The organism is Methanospirillum stamsii, from assembly GCF_003173335.1.
GTDB lineage: Archaea > Halobacteriota > Methanomicrobia > Methanomicrobiales > Methanospirillaceae > Methanospirillum > Methanospirillum stamsii.
In genome coordinates this window covers 1-16,274 of record NZ_QGMZ01000047.1, presented here as the reverse complement: position 1 = coordinate 16,274, position 16,274 = coordinate 1, and the positions used below count along the sequence as shown (strand labels likewise).

The following is a 16,274-nucleotide window of genomic DNA, read 5'->3' as shown; positions in this document are numbered from 1 at the left end:
CACGTGATATGGTTGAAAAACACTTTGATACGTTCAAAAATGAGTTGAGGGCTGACAAAATTTCCCTGCGAAGTAATGAGGCACTTTTTGGGCATATTTTTGTATCATTTATCTGTTTGTACATATATTGTGCAATATTAAATCGTTTGAAGGCAGCCAAACTTTTAACTCAAATATCTCCTCACGATCTCCTCACAAAGTTCAGTAAAGTTTACGCATATCAGGTGGGTGAGGGTACTGAATTGTCAGAGGTTCCAAAGAGGGTTCGGGACTTGTCGCGCAAATTAAATTACCCAATATTCCCTAACTGATGCCGAGTTCAGGGAAAAATCCTATCCATAACTTACTTTGCTTTAGAATGAATATTTACTCTAAGCAATGGTTACATTCAAAGAATATCTTCATCAACTCCGTTTTTTCATCCAAGGATATGAACATTATCTGTTTTTTCTCCTGATATTATCCATCATCATCGGCCTGATTGATGCAGGTAGTATTGCGTTATTATACCCGATGATATCAGTAGGTTTTCAGATTTCTGCAGATTCAATCCCCTTTTATGGAGTAATAGATTATATCAGCAGCCTTATTCCGATGGGATCACAGTTTGTTCACTTGGGCCTACTTTTTATTATCCTTACCGCGACATCACTCTGTCTTCAATTAGCATACTGGAAGGTTGCATTCATCTTCCAGCGAGAACTTATCGTAAAGACAAAACAGTCAATATTTTCAAAGATTGATTCCAACGATTACAAATTTTTTATCGATTCACGACAGGGAGACCTCCTTAATCTCTTCAACCAAAGTCCGCATTATGTCCAGCAGACATATGATCGATTGTTAAGCTTTTGCACAGACCTGATGACCTCGATTCTTGTGATTATGATGCTTTTTCTTCTCTCTCCGGGAGGACTTATCCTTGTATTAATAGGAGGAGGAATTTTTTATCTCATAATTAACTCAATAAGCAAAAATATTTCAGAAAAATTAGGCAACCTTCAGATAGCATCAGGTCAGTCAGAAAACAAGGTTATCAATGAATATATAACCGGAATCAAACCAATAAAAGCCCTTCATGCATCAGAAAACTGGAAAAGACAATATATTGAAGCCTTAAAACTATACTGGAGCAAATTTGCCGAATTCATGTTCATTCAGAGAATCCCAATCATTGCGATTAATTCCCTTTTTTATATAACCATCGGAGTAATAGTTCTCGTTCTGTATGTATACTATGCAGATAATTTTCTTGAAATTATCCCGGTCCTTGGAACCTTTGCAGCAGGGATGATGAAAATTCTTCCCAAATCAATGAATATGGGAACATACAAATTAGAACTAAAAAATTACCTCCCCCATGTTTCAATAATTTATTCTATTTTTCAGGAGGAAAAATATCACTCATTAGTAAATGGTGAGCGTATTTGTAAAGCAATTACTTCTGATATCATTCTACATGATGTCAACTTTTCATATGGTCATGCAAAGATTTTGAATGATGTTTCGATGACTATTGAGAAAGGTTCAATGACCGGTCTTGTTGGTCATTCAGGATCTGGTAAGTCTACGATTGCCAGCCTACTTTTAAGACTCTATGATCCAGGTTCTGGGAGGATTATTGTCAATGATTTTAATCTGAAAGAATATGATGTGAATACATATCGTGATCTTGTTGGTTATGTCAGTCAGGATCCCTTCATGTTCAACGCTAGTATAAGGGAAAATATTCTCTTCGGAGGAATTTTTTCAGATATCGAAATTATTGAAGCCGCGAAACTTGCATACGTACATGAATTTATTATGGAATTGCCAGAAGGTTATGATACTCTGGTGGGAGATCAAGGGATCACTCTTTCCGGTGGGGAGAAACAAAGGATTGTAATTGCCAGGGCAATGATCCGCCGGCCTGAATTTTTAATACTGGATGAGGCAACAAGTGCGCTCGACAATATATCAGAGGCTGCAGTACAGAAAGCAATTGATCAGGTTACAAAGGAATGTACAACGTTAGTAATTGCCCATCGATTAACAACAATACGGAATGCAGATAAAATTGTGGTTATTGAGAAGGGGAGAATTGTTGAAGAGGGAAAACATGAGGATTTGCTCGAAAGAAGAGGAAAGTATTGGGAGATGAGTAAAGCAAGAGCGGAGTAATACAACGATTCTCAAACTTCTAATAAAAGTATAGAATAATTGAATCCTATTTAACTCATATTTATTACAAATCATAATAATGAGATCTTTGTTGATAATTACCCATAAGTCTAGATAGATAAAATATTTTCTTCTTTGCTAAAAAAAGTCAATAAATGAGGACATGTAGCACAATCATAACCACTTTTACTTATCCCCATGCAGACATATTTAATGGATTAAAGAGAGAACTTTGATAATAGTATTTAGTCAATTTAGACTTGAAATTACACCAGTTAATACAAGACTATCAAGATTCTGATTGATGAAGCATCGTTGTTTAAAGTAGCACTGATTACATCTAGAAATTAATTAATCACATATCTCTTATGAGGTTTCCAAAAAGTCAAGCAAACAAGTAATCATATCAGACTCATAGTAGAGATTAAGGAAAAAAAGCAATAAAGGCATATTCTATATTAGGAGAGAATAAGGCCATCATTTCATAATAAATAAAATTATGACAGGAATTTTTGTTATTTTTGGTTCAAAAAAACTAGAAGAAGATTCAGTACAACGTGCAATAAACATCATCACGCACGAAGAATATCATCAAATCGATCAGTTTAGAAACAACGAATTTACCGGAGTAAGAATCCATTTGGGAATTTTTAATCCGCATGAACAACCATTATGGAATAAAGAAAGAACGGTTTGCATTTTTTTCGATGGAAAATTATTCGGACATAAGGAAAAATTTGAAGAACTGAAAAAAACTGATGAAAAAATAGATGGAGATAACGACGCAGCATATTGTCTCTCCTCCTATCTGGCACATGGTACTGATTTCATAAAAGAGTTAGATGGTTCATTTATCTGTGCGATCTACGATACAATACAAAAAAAGTTAACCATTTTCAATGATAGGTTCGGTTATCGTGTTCATTTTTTTTCTTGGATGAATGGGTGTTTCATTCTTTCACCGGAGGCTAAAGCGATCCTTCAGATCCCCGGATTTAAAAGGGAGTTAAATCTCGATGCTGTAGCAGAGTGGTTTGCATTTGGGAAATTTTTAGGAAATAAAACCTATTTTAAGGGAATATATCTACTTCCTCCCGCATCACTTATTGAAATATCAGACGATGTTTTTTCTTCACATTCCTACTGGGAGTTGACATATCAACCAGATTATTCTAAAACTGAAGACGAAGTGATCGAAGATCTCATCATAAGCCTTCGGAAATCAGTATCTGACCGAATAGACACGAAACACAGGTATGGAATAACATTAAGCGGGGGTCTTGATTCAAGAACAGTACTTGCTGCTGTACCTGAACTACGAAAGAACACCATATCAACTTTTACCTTTGGAAATGGGAATTGTGATGAGGTAACAATTGCCAGGAAGGTCTCATCCCGGGCACGTGTAAAAAAACACTTCTTTTTTCCTTTGGATACCCAAGATATTCTAGATCATATCTCCAAGGATGTCTGGTTACACGAAGGAAGAAATTATATCGGATTGAGTTTCGTACATGCAACACTTGATACGATCCGAAAAGAATCTGATGTAATTTTTGACGGGTTCGCCATGGATTTAACCCTTGGTGGGAGTTATCTCTCCCAAGAGATACTCTCCTGCGAGAATCGTGAACTCCTCCAGGATATGCTCTCTCATAAGCGTGTATTCTCAGACGAGGAGATGAGTAAAGTCCTTGTGGATTCATTCTATAATAAAATAAAAAAGATTCCACAAAACTCATTTGAGGCACAATTTTCACAAATTCCTAATCTTCATCCAGGTAATATATCAGATAAATTTGCCATGGATAACCATGTTGCTTGGATGCACGTTGGTGATGTCCCCTTATTGAATAAATTTGAAGTTGTACATCCGACCGGTGGGAACTCATTCTTTGAAATTCTAACCAGTATTCCTCCGGAATGGCGGATAAATCATACTCTATATCGAAAATTTCTCATGAGACTCTCTCCTAGCTTTTCTGATATCAGATATCAGAAAACCATGGTTCCCGTCTCCTTTCCCCAGATTATCTGGAATATCAGCGAAAAATGGATTGTAATAAAAGATAGTATGAAAAGAAAACTATTTTTCCTTTCAAAGGGGATTTCATGCTTTTCCAACCACCGGAGTTATGTGAATTATAATGAATGGATGTATTCTGATAGTAGGTGGGAACCATGTATCTCTTCTATGGTAGATCTCGTTAAAAATAATTATTCAGATATTCTCAATGCAGATTATCTTGAACATCTCTATCGAGAGCATAAAGCAGGGAAAAAAGATAATTCTGTAAAAATTTTGTATCTCATCACGTTCATTGTTTTTCTAGATTTATTTAGAGATTATTATATAATTCCATCAATTGGGCAGCAATAATCTCAGCATCATGATTTAACTCAACATATTTTCTTCCTGCTCTGCCCAGCTCAACTCGGATTTCCGGGTTTTCCAATAAAAATCTAACATTATTGTAGAGGTTGTCCGGGTTCGTATTTACAATAGGAAGATCTGGATAATAATCAATGAATGCTTCATTTATATAATCTAGAACGGGCTTTCCAAACGCCATGCATTCAATCGCAAGGATTCCATAAGGACCTTGAACAATATCATCAATTACAATATCAGCCTCCCTGTATATTTTTATCGCCTCATTATGAGGTAGATTTTCTATAAGTTTGAAGGAAATCTGAAATTTTTCTGATTTTAGTCTTTCGATTGTGGCAATTACATAGGAGGTCCCTTTAAGATTTCTCTTTGTTGGGGCATGGACAATTAATATCTCTTCTTTCTTTGGAGAAACACCGACATAATCAAACAGGGCCAAATCAATCGCCTGCCTAATCACACAACTCTCAGGAGAATACACTAGGAGTGAATAATCCCCAACAACGGATATATCAACGAGTTTTTGAACTTCTTTTAAAAAATTTCGCTTATTTTCGTTATTTAATCCGGAATATACTTCAAAAAGGGCATTATCATCGATTAAAGTATATTTTTGGGCAATATCAGTTTGAATAACATCAGATCCCCAGTATTGAATGATTACCTTTTTTTTAAAAAATTTTGCAATCTTCAAGTCGAGTTGGAAAGGTAAATAAAAAGTACTATAATGAAAATGAATCAGATCATACCGAAGCAAGCAGAAAAGAAAACCCATCATTCGAAGGAACCGATCCATCATTTTAGGGAATCGATCCAGATGTAAATTATAATCATAATCATAATTATATTGTGAACCCATCAAAACCAGAACATCACTGATTAATCCCAGTTTTCGTTGTGCTCGGGAAATGGTTAACGATTGGCCGGCAATATTTTCTGGTGCATGAATAACCCGCATTTTATTTTTTCCCAAGTTATGATAAAAGAACAGAATTGATCTCATCTTTAGAAGGAAACTTGATTAATACACCTTTATCTTTACCCTGATATACAGCCATACTTCCGATGGCTACCGCTGAAGCTCCATGTTTTACAGCCTCGGCAAAATCAGTGATCTTTCCGGCTCCACCGCAAGCGATAAGAGGTATGGAAATACTGCCTGATACTGCCTGAATTAGGTTATAATCAAAACCACTCCACGTTCCATCCCGTTCAATTGAATAAAGAAGAATTTCGCCAGCTCCTGCTGATTCAACCTGTTTGGCGTATTCTCCCGGTGTATAGGAGGAGGAATAATTACCGGACAGACTTGTAACTAAATATCTTCCAAGGAGAGTTTTCTTCACATCTATCGATGCAACAACACTCTGGCATCCGAATTCTTTTGAAGCTTCTGTAAAAAAAGAAATATTCTGAAGACCTTTATGATTTATTGCAATTTTTTCTATTCCCAGATTGAAGATTTTCTGCATCTGTGTAGTATTGGTAATCCCTCCCCCATAGGTAACAGGCATGAAACATTCATTTGAAATATTTTCGATAATCTCATAATCAGGGGGTTGTTGATTCACTGACGCAGAAATATCAAGAATAATTAGTTCATCAACCTCTTTTTCATTATAGATTTTTATCGCATTAACCGGATCCCCAATGTATTGGGGGTTTTTAAATTTTACGGTTTTGACTAATCTCTGGTTCTTTAAAAGGAGACATGGCATGACCCTGGTTAGTAACAATCAGACCATCTCCAAAAAGTTATAAAATAATTTTTTCCCAAATTTATGACTTTTTTCCGGATGGAACTGCACACCATAGATATTGTCATGCTTTATTGATGAGGGAAAATCATATCCATAGTGAGTAACTGACAGAATATCAGTTGGATCATTACATTGAAGATGGTATGAATGTACAAAATAAAATTTTGGTTCTAAACCCATTCCCTTGAAAAGAACCGGATTATCTATTGGTAATGCAGTATTCCATCCCATATGAGGCACTTTCAACGACCCTTCGCTGTCCAACTTGAAACGAATGGTTTCTGCATCAAGCCACCCAAGGCCTTTTTCTTTCCCTTCTTCACTTTTCCGGGCAAAAAGTTGAATTCCCAAACAGATACCTAGTATTGGTTTTCTTTTATGAATAACCTGTTCATTTAGGGCAGATATCAGATCATATTCATGTAACCGTTTCATTGCATTATCAAAAGATCCAACTCCGGGTAGGATAATTTTTTCTGCAGAAAGAATGTCTTCTTTATTTCGGGAGATATTCGCGGTGAAATTGAGGTATTTTATCATATTGAGAATGGAACCAATATTTCCCATTCCGATATCAATAATTAAGATCATAAATTACTGGGTGTACTTAATATAGAAACTCTTTGGTACTAAATTACATTTATACATTAACCAGAAAAAAGGACGCATCTTTCTAAATGTTGGATGGTATGTATTATAGTCCAATGCAGATTTGCAGGGCAAATTTATAATCTTTTCGAACTCTTCATCTGATAATTTTAGCCGTTTCTTCACTTCGGCAACAATTTCCTTATTATAGGGCATTGGTTTTCTTATATCTTTAAGTGCATCTTCCCTTGACATCTGTCCAGATCTGATAAGCGCTGAATATTCAATATATCGTTGATCAATTCCAAATTTATTTCTCAGTAAATCATGACAGAAAATCGTATATCGATTTTCCATGTGGTGGCCTCCATACCATTCCCAGTTAAATTCCTGATTTAGAAACTTTTTTGTCGCCTCTTTATCAAAATCAACATAATACAAAGGTCGATATCGTTTGAATCCTTTCAACATATAATAAATAAAGGATGATAACCAAAGATTTGGAAAATTACTCATCTTTCCATCGCCGAATTGCTTATGGATACTTTCGATGTATTTCCCGTCGAAATAAAACCACCCAAGTGGCATCAATCCTTCTGTTCTAAAATTATGACCATTAAATAGGTATTTAATCCCATATTTATCAGCTGCCTGGTAGAGGGTTGTTGTCAAGGCGATGTCTGTCAGAGCATCAATCTCTGGCACTGATGCATACAGAAATGAACGTGCCATGTTACAGAACTCCTGGTTGTCCATCACATTTGTATACAGATCCACTCCAAGTCTATTAAGTACACACTGAATGTTTTCAACAGCAATTTTGGAATTCCATGTGTTGTCAAAATGTACTGCCAATGGCCGTAATCCAAGTTCAATAGTCAGATATACTAAATATGATGAGTCGCAGCCACCACTAACCCCCACAATACAATCGTATTGCTTCCCTTTCCCATCATCCTTAATTTTCTTTGCCAGTTCTTCCAATTTTAATTTTCCGACCTTTCCAGTTGGGTATTCCGCATTCAATTCATCATACTGGTGGCAATAGTTGCAGACTCCATTTTCATCAAAGAAAATACCTGGAATTTTTTCATTACAAACACATCTTGTACAAGTTTTCATCTGCTTCTCCTGATTAATATGTTAAGAAACCCATCATATTATGCTCTTTTCCTTAGAAACCTGGCTGGATTTCCTGCGTAGACTGAATATTCCGGTACATCACGAGTTACAACAGAACCGGCACCAATAATGGAGCCTTTTCCGATGGTAATTCCAGGTAATAACACAGATCCTGTCCCAATATCACAATTATCACCAATTTTTACTTCTTCAAAAATAATATTAGAACATATTATCGGGATTTCAACATTTTCTGCAGAATGCTGGGAGGTCAGGATCTTAACACAAGGCCCGATTCCTACCCCATTGCCGATGTATAACCCTCCTGCACTGTGGAAAAAACAGGATTGTCCAATCCAGCAGTTATCCCCTATTACCATTTTATTCTTATGATATCCTTTGAGAATGGTGTAATGGCCAACATAGACATTTGATCCAATCTCAACATTTTCTGGGTGGAAGATCCTAGTGTTCTCCTCGAAGATAACATTACTGCCACATTTTGAAATTTTATCTTTAGAAAAATCACCAGTTCCATGCGAGGAAAAGGGGGAAAATGACCTTTCTTTCATAGGGTTTTTTTCACCTAATTGCTTTTTATTTTCCTTGAAAATATGATTTATACCAATCCACAGTTATTCGGAGCCCTTCTTCTAAAGACACCTTTGGTTTGAAGCCGATCAAATCCTCTGCTTTGTATACATTTGCAATATGTCTTCTTACATCTCCGGGCCTATCAGGATCATAGAGAATATCTCCTGAAAACCCAAGATACTGAGCGATCAATTCAACTAACGAAACAATCGAATATTCTCTGCCACTCGCAATATTCAGCACTTCTTCTCGAGTGTTTGTATTATAATAAATATCAATTGCAGCACGCGCAGTGTCAGTTACATATAAGTAATCGCGAGTCTGCTTACCATCGCCAAATATTACAGGTGGAAGTCCCTGAAGAATTCGTTTCACAGTAATTGGTATAAGACCTGCATAACTCCCTTCATTCTGCCTTGGCCCATAATTATTAAAAGGCCTAATTATGGAAGCATCAATTCCGAAGGTTCTGCAATACGAGAGAACTAATTGATCACAGGCGGCCTTACTTGCTGCATAAGGAGTTACTCCATTCAAGGGATGATTCTCATCCATAGGACCAGATATTGATGTACCATATGCTTCAGATGAGGAGAACTGGATTAATGTCTGAAAAGCATCCTCCCGAGCGAGTTCACAAACAGATACAGACATATCGTTGTTATGTGAAAAGGTCCATGCCGGTTTCTCCAGAGAAGCAGGTAATGGGATAACAGCTAGGTTAAAGACAATATCAACGCTCTCGTTTACAACAATTTCCCTAAACTGATCTATCTGTGAGATATCATTATGATAAATTTTTAAATCTGGATATCTCATAATTGCCGGTTTTAAGTTGGTATCCTTCCCCAAAAAGAGGTTATCTACTACAGTAATCTTTTCTGGCTGCTCATAAATGAGCTGATCAACAAGGTGACTACCGATAAAACCCGCCCCCCCTGTAATAAGTACAGACTTATTCTTCATGCTCATGTGACCATCTCCAGATTCTCTTGGAGGTTTTTTACAACAAAATCCACATCAGCTTCTGTCATAGAATAAAAAATTGGTAAAGCTAATGACCGACAATACACATCATACGAGACCGGACATCTTTCTCGGGCCCGATATACTGGTTGAATATGAGATGCATAGGTTCCAATCTGGGTCTGAACTCCAGCTTGCGCCATCCTCTTAATCATTTTGTTTCTATTAACTCTCTTATCCAAAATTGTAACATAACTCTGATAGATATGATGATTTCCCGGTGACTCATAAGGGGCGACAACAAGATCAACTGATTCCAGTTGTTCATTATAATACTGAGCTAATGCTCTTTTTTTCTGAATAATCGCCTCTACTTTTTCCATCTGGATTACTCCCACCGCAGCTGCAATATCACTCATCTTGTAGTTGTATCCAGTATCATGGAACTCAGGGATCTGGAACTCTTCAGATTGTTCTCTTTCCCAAGCCATTTTCATCCCAAAAACTGAAAGATGCCTGATTTTTTCTGCCAGTGCCGAATCATCAGTTACTACCATACCACCTTCACCCGTGGTAATCCCTTTACGTGCATGAAATGAAAAACAGGCAAATTCCCCAAAAGATCCCGCAAACTTTCCATTTTGACGGGAACCCAGAGCGCATGCAGCGTCTTCTATTATGATAAGATTATGCTCATCTGCAATTTTCTTAATCTGATTCATCTCTGCGATCTGGCCAAAGGTATGGACAGGAATAATTGCTTTTGTCTTCTCACTGATTTTTCGGTCTATATCTACAGGATCAATATTATAGGTATCTTGATTGATATCTACAAACACCGGATGAGCTCCACAATACATGACAGAGTGACCTGTGGCCGGGAACGTATAATCAGCGACTAATACTTCATCACCTTGGGTGATGCCAGCACAAATATTTGCAAGATGGAGTGCTGCAGTACAATTATTTACAGCAACTGCGTATTTAACTCCGATATAATTTGAGACTCGTTTTTCAAATTCTTTTACCTCCGGTCCTTGGGAAACCCAACCTGATTCAAGGACCTTCTGAATTTCAAGTATTTCATTATCAAAAAACGGTTTTGCCAATGGTATTATATTCATCGATTTATTTCCGGATTTCTGTATAAAGATATATGTTCATAATATATTCACCATAATCCCATATCAGAATACCCATTAAATAAACGGGCAAATGCTGAGTTCATAGAAAACCCTTGATCTCCAGATAATTTTATCGCTAGGTATTCAAACAGAGCCAACCCTAATTAAAATCGGCTTTATAAGTATTGAGGTAACCACCTAGGGTTTTGTAATACTATCCATTAGATCAGATGGTGAAAAAAGATTGTAACAACTCACCTTTAAGAAGATGAATTGTTTGGGATTTCAATAAATGAAGAGAATCCTAATTTTTCTCCCACTATTCCGATAAACCTCTCCTTTCTTTTCTTTGATGTTTCGTAAATACTGAGTAGCACCCCAAACACATCTGCCCCAACCCATGTTCTTCTCCCTCCACTAATCTTGCGATGAAGTACCCCTTGACGTATCGCTCTTTCTGCATCATTATTGTGCCATGGAACATCATCATATAACATGAATGTAAGAAGCATTTTCTCCCGTTTGCGAAGTTCTTTGGCAATGCGGATGACATCCTTATCAACCCATTCTCGATCAAGCAGTGCCATAATCTCTGCCTGAAATTCCGCGTATGCATTTTTACGATCATTAATCGAGGGTGGGGGGTCATTTTCAGTGTATTCTACTGCTCTTTTAAGAATTTCACGAATTCCATTTACAAACTCGAGAAACTTTTCAGGTGGTCTGCCTTTTCTTAGTAAAATAGCTGGTTGAGAAGTCAATAAACTCCGGGGTTCAATTTTGTGCTTGATTTCGGCTCTTTCCAACCATCGATTCACATGAAGAAGATCTAACTGATGCCCCGAACATTCAACTACATCATATGGTTTCCATGCATCTCTTCCTAAAACACCCTTGAAATCTTTTAATACCTCATCAGGAACTGTATGCCCACGAGTTGGTGCAACCTTGTAGAAAGAGCCAATTGTTGAAGTGAAAACCCATAACCATCCATTATCTCCATCAATTCTAAAACCCGTTTCATCTGCATTGACATTATTTCCATGAATTATCTCTTCCTTGAGTTTCTCGTAATCTTCTTTTAGTGTATCTGCTACCCATCTCTCCAGTTTCAGAATCGTAGCTTCGCTCATATGGATTTCATAGGTCTCTAATAAACTGGATTGGATCTTCCTTATCGTCAGTCCTAACATCCTTTGATAAACTATCCATGAAGCAACAGCAGGTCCAAATTGTTGGTTTGGTGGCAAGGGGAACTCTCCACGAACAAATTTCTTACAATTGGGACACCAGTATCTTTGGTATTGAATTTCATAGACGATGTGACTTGGAAACGGAATATCCGTTATCGTGCGTCTTTGTTCTGCTCCTTTAACAGGTTCATGTAAATGAGTGCCACAATCAGGACATGTATCCAAGGTAACATCGATTGTCGGTGAATTGGAGACGGGTCTTTCCCTACCATGACCTATGTGCCCCGGTTGGCCACCTTTTTTCTTATTTTCTTCACTCTGTCTCTTTCGACGATAAAATATTTTAGAACTTGGAACTCCTCCTGCTTCAGCGGTTTTACAAGATGCTGCAAGAAACGGTGCAGAACTCAATATTTGGGCAATCTGTTTTTTGAGCTTTTTATTTTCCTTCAGAAGTTCTGATTTTTGTCGTTGAACTAGTTCTCTTTTTTTACGCTCCTTATCAAGTTCTTTCTTCAATTGAGCGATAGTATGTTCTAGTTCCTTGACATCTTTCTCAATATTTTCTGACCTCTTTTTATTCATCATTATCCAGGATAACCAAATAAACCATTTTGCCTAGATGTTCTTTTGGGCAATCCACCTTTGCGCTTGTACCAAACGGCTTGACTTCTCTTTTATAGAATCCACAGATGTTGTTGACTTTTAACTCAGTGGCAATAGTGAATGGAACTGTTTTCATTAGATATCTATTAGATATCTATAGTATTTTATCTTTTCGCAATAACATTGCAATTTTTTATGAAAAAAGATTGGAAAAAAATAAAAATTAAGCCAAAACTTTTATTGCTTAAGTTTATGGGGTTTTTGAATAATATCTAAAACCTGAATTGTTACAAAAGATTTTATTTGTCCTGGAAATGATCTGAACATGAATGGGGATGAAAAGCAACTTATTGGTGTAATGCAATTTATACTAGATACTTGAAGAATACTCAAATCTGATAAAAAAAACGGGGATTCAGACAGATATTTGATATGTGTAAATAATGGAAAAGCACAAAAAATTATATGAAAAACTGAATGGAAAGAAAATGGATAACCTCACTCATGAAACATTATGAGCAAAATCGCAATCATATCATTAAGCAATTTATCACAAGATCCTAGAGTATATCGACAAATTGATGCACTCAATAACGAATATAAAATCATCACAGCCGGACTAGCCCCTTGTGGAATAGTTGAGGTTCCATTTTTTCAATTGCACTATTTTGGGCAAAAAATCTACCAACGTGCCCTCTTAATGAAATTTTCAAAAAATTATGAACACTTTTATTGGAGATATGGAAATTTCCAAGATTTAGGTAAATATTTGATACAGGAGAAACCGGATATTATTATTGCAAATGATATTGAGATGCTACCAGTAGCATTAATTTATAAAGAAAAAGCAAAAATTATTTTTGACGCACATGAATATTCACCACTTGAATATGAAGAATCATTTTTATTCAGGTTTTTCTTTAAAGAATATAAAAAATATCTTGTCGACAAATATGTTCCATTTGTAGACAAAATGATTACAGTATCAGAAGGGATATCCAAACAATATTATAAAGATACGTGCATAAAATCAATAGTTATTACAAACGCTCCAGATTTTCAAAATTTATCACCTACACACGTAAATCCTGGTAAAATCCGTTTAGTACACCATGGAGCTGCACATCCATCCAGAAAAATTGAACTCGAAATTAACTTAATGAATTATCTTGATCCCTCATTATATGAATTACATCTCTTTTTGGTACCTTCAGAATGCAGATATGTCCGCAATTTAAAAAAACTAGCTTTAGAAAAATCTAACATTTTTTTCCACGAACCAGTACAAATGAAAATGCTAGCCAATACCATAAACCAATACGATATTGGAGTATACTTACTTCCACCGGCAAATTTCAACAATGAATTCGCACTTCCAAACAAATTTTTTGAATTTATACAGGCAAGATTGGCAATTGCAATTGGACCCTCTCCAGAGATGGCTGATTACGTAAATAAATTCAATTTAGGAGTGGTAAGCTCAGATTTTAATCCGAAAAACCTGGCAAATGCAATAAACTCTATGTCATATCAGACAATCATGCATCATAAAGAAAATGCACACAATATTGCCAAGAAATTTTGCTCAAAAGAGAATCAAACCATTATAAAAAGTATTGTAAAAGAAATAATCGAGAATCGTTAACCATGTGTGGATTTACTGCAATCTTATCATTAAATAACAATCCGTTTTCAATTTCTCTTTGTAAAAACACAGGAGACCTAATTAATCATCGTGGACCGGACGACGAAGGATATCTATTTTTTATGGGTGAAGATTTTCAAAATTACAAGATTTATGGGGGTGAAGATACACCAGAAAGTGTTTTGCAATCTCATATTCAATACTGCCCTAATCGCCTTATCTCGCTTGATAAAAATTTTGATTGTAAACTTGCATTCTGTCACCGCCGTCTTTCCATTATTGATCTCTCCCCTACCGGCCATCAGCCAATGTGTTATAAAAATAGGTATTGGATAGTCTATAATGGGGAAATTTACAATTATATTGAAATAAAAAAGGAACTCATCACATTAGGTCACACCTTTATTTCACAGTCAGATACCGAAGTTATCCTTGCTGCATACGATGAATGGGGTGTCGAATGCCAGCATCACTTCATAGGAATGTGGGCATTTCTCATTTTTGACACAAAAAAAGGAATTTTATTTGGCTCCAGAGATCGATTCGGAATCAAACCTTTATATTACTGGTTTTCTGAAGAAGGATTCCTGTCCTTTGCTTCTGAAATCAAGGCATTTACAGCAGTTCCAGGCTGGAAACCTATCCTAAATAGTCAGATAGCGTATGATTTTTTGATTCATGGAATATCAGATCATACTTCGGAAACATTTTTTCGTGGATTATTCCAATTAAGAGGTGGAGAATATTTCCAAAATAACATTGAAGAATTGCATGATTCATTATCAGTAAAAAAGTGGTACACTATAAACCGAGAAGAATTACCTGATCATCTTGAAGAGATTCAAGACCAATACTTGGCTAAATTATCTGATTCAATATCTATTCATTTGCGATCAGATGTTCCAGTTGGTTCATGTCTTTCCGGAGGGCTGGATTCATCTGCGATTGTATCACTAATTTATAAAAGCAGACAGAATAACTCAAATAATCAACAACAACAAACCTTTTCAGCGTGTTCTGACCAGAAACAGTGGGATGAAACTGACTACATCAATGAAGTTCTAAAAGGAAAGGATATATCCCCCCATTTTATTATTCCTGACGTTGAGGGCTTATTTGATACACTGAAACAGCTCCTCTGGCACCAGGATGAACCTTTTGGATCAACCAGTATTTATGCACAGTGGTTAGTTTTCCAATCTGCGAAAGCGAACAACATAAAAGTACTTCTTGATGGACAGGGGGCAGATGAGGTGATTGGGGGTTATCACTATTTCCATGATATTCATATTGCCAACTTGTTATTGAAAAGAAAAATTCGTAAACTAATCCAGGAAAGTATTGCAATTCATAAATTGCATTCAAGAGGATATTTAGACATAATGAAAAGTTCTCTATATTTTATCTTCTGTAATAGCAGAATCGGCAAACCTTATCTAATCCATTATGAAAAGGAGAAACTTACTCCGGATTGGTTAGATGTTGATAAATTACAATCTAATCTCTCTCTTCCTTTATTATTACCAGAATCAGGAAAAGAGAAAGATCTTTTTACTCGGTACTGCTATCACCAGACATTTTATACCAGTCTCCCTGCTCTCCTTCATTATGAAGATAGAAATTCCATGGCTCATTCGCTTGAATCCCGGGTTCCCTATCTTGATAACAGATTCGTCGAATATATTATAAATCTACCCGAAAAATGTAAGATACATGGTGCAATTACTAAATATATAATGAGATTTGCCCTAAAGTCAATATTACCAGATAGAGTAAGATGTAGAATGGATAAAATGGGTTTTATAACCGCTGAAGAATATTGGATAAAAGTGACATATCAGGATGCATTTCAATCTTCTTTAGAACTTGCAATAAAAAATTCTAAAGGGATAATTAAACCGGAAGCCATGAACTACTTCAAAAAAATGGTGTCGGGAAAAATACCATTTTCAAATATCGTCTGGAGAATAATTATTTTTGGTTTTTGGATGGAGATGTTTAAAGTCGAACTATTTGAGAGAAAATAAGCAAAATATGGGGCCTGTCAACGGCGGTGTAAAAATCCCCAACTCAGGCGTTATTTATTCCCCAGTCCATTTAAAGTTATCGCAAAACTATCCAATC

Annotated in this window: 13 protein-coding genes and 1 pseudogene; 5 read left to right on the top strand and 9 right to left on the bottom strand. The window is 36.1% G+C overall.

Translation table 11 applies throughout. The features are described from left to right. The 3 genes and pseudogenes from DLD82_RS19050 to DLD82_RS16455 form a co-directional block, all read left to right on the top strand. Positions 1-311, top strand: a pseudogene (locus DLD82_RS19050) (hypothetical protein); the annotation flags it as partial. A 67-nt stretch (positions 312-378) separates the two neighbouring features. Further along, entirely contained in the window at positions 379-2,160 is a 1,782-nt protein-coding gene (locus DLD82_RS16460; RefSeq protein ID WP_109942227.1) for an ABC transporter ATP-binding protein, read from the top strand. Positions 2,161-2,659: 499 nt separating this feature from the next. Continuing rightward, positions 2,660-4,540, top strand: a complete 1,881-nt coding sequence (locus DLD82_RS16455; protein ID WP_109942226.1) for an asparagine synthase-related protein — start codon at positions 2,660-2,662, stop codon at positions 4,538-4,540. Here DLD82_RS16455 and DLD82_RS16450 read toward each other — a convergent pair. The 9 genes from DLD82_RS16450 to DLD82_RS16410 all read right to left on the bottom strand — a co-directional run bounded on the left by DLD82_RS16450 (position 4,500) and on the right by DLD82_RS16410 (position 12,641). Then, positions 4,500-5,246 (bottom strand): glycosyltransferase, encoded by a 747-nt coding sequence (locus tag DLD82_RS16450; RefSeq protein WP_146199842.1) that lies wholly within the window; start codon positions 5,244-5,246, stop codon positions 4,500-4,502. The genes DLD82_RS16455 and DLD82_RS16450 overlap by 41 nt on opposite strands. Positions 5,247-5,526: 280 nt before the next feature. Continuing rightward, entirely contained in the window at positions 5,527-6,270 is a 744-nt protein-coding gene (locus DLD82_RS16445; protein ID WP_219968493.1) for an AglZ/HisF2 family acetamidino modification protein, read from the bottom strand. Positions 6,271-6,288: 18 nt separating this feature from the next. Then, the gene (gene hisH, locus DLD82_RS16440; RefSeq protein ID WP_109942223.1) at positions 6,289-6,903 is read right to left on the bottom strand and encodes an imidazole glycerol phosphate synthase subunit HisH; all 615 of its coding nucleotides are present in this window, start codon (positions 6,901-6,903) and stop codon (positions 6,289-6,291) included. A gap of 3 nt (positions 6,904-6,906) precedes the next feature. After that, positions 6,907-8,022 (bottom strand): N-acetyl sugar amidotransferase, encoded by a 1,116-nt coding sequence (locus tag DLD82_RS16435; protein WP_109942222.1) that lies wholly within the window; start codon positions 8,020-8,022, stop codon positions 6,907-6,909. 38 nt (positions 8,023-8,060) lie between these two features. After that, positions 8,061-8,594 carry an acyltransferase gene (locus tag DLD82_RS19380; protein WP_109942221.1) on the bottom strand — a complete coding sequence of 178 codons (534 nt, stop codon included), beginning with the start codon at positions 8,592-8,594 and terminating at the stop codon, positions 8,061-8,063. 25 nt (positions 8,595-8,619) lie between these two features. After that, entirely contained in the window at positions 8,620-9,582 is a 963-nt protein-coding gene (locus tag DLD82_RS16425; protein WP_181391497.1) for a dTDP-glucose 4,6-dehydratase, read from the bottom strand. Between the two features lie 2 nt (positions 9,583-9,584). Next, positions 9,585-10,706 carry a DegT/DnrJ/EryC1/StrS family aminotransferase gene (locus tag DLD82_RS16420; protein WP_109942219.1) on the bottom strand — a complete coding sequence of 374 codons (1,122 nt, stop codon included), beginning with the start codon at positions 10,704-10,706 and terminating at the stop codon, positions 9,585-9,587. 260 nt (positions 10,707-10,966) lie between these two features. Then, the gene (gene tnpC, locus DLD82_RS16415; protein WP_109942218.1) at positions 10,967-12,487 is read right to left on the bottom strand and encodes an IS66 family transposase; all 1,521 of its coding nucleotides are present in this window, start codon (positions 12,485-12,487) and stop codon (positions 10,967-10,969) included. Beyond that, positions 12,477-12,641, bottom strand: a complete 165-nt coding sequence (locus tag DLD82_RS16410) for a DUF2080 family transposase-associated protein (protein ID WP_109942217.1) — start codon at positions 12,639-12,641, stop codon at positions 12,477-12,479. Before DLD82_RS16410 ends, tnpC begins: the two co-directional genes overlap by 11 nt. Positions 12,642-13,019: 378 nt before the next feature. On the opposite strand from DLD82_RS16410, the gene DLD82_RS16405 reads away from it, so the two are divergent. Together DLD82_RS16405 and asnB are read left to right on the top strand one after the other, a co-directional pair. Further along, a complete protein-coding gene (locus DLD82_RS16405) occupies positions 13,020-14,150 on the top strand; it encodes a glycosyltransferase family protein (protein ID WP_109942216.1) in 1,131 nt (376 codons plus the stop codon). Continuing rightward, positions 14,087-16,177, top strand: a complete 2,091-nt coding sequence (gene asnB / locus DLD82_RS16400) for an asparagine synthase (glutamine-hydrolyzing) (protein ID WP_146199841.1) — start codon at positions 14,087-14,089, stop codon at positions 16,175-16,177. The genes DLD82_RS16405 and asnB overlap by 64 nt, the downstream gene beginning before the upstream one ends. The last annotated feature ends 97 nt before the right edge of the window (positions 16,178-16,274 follow it).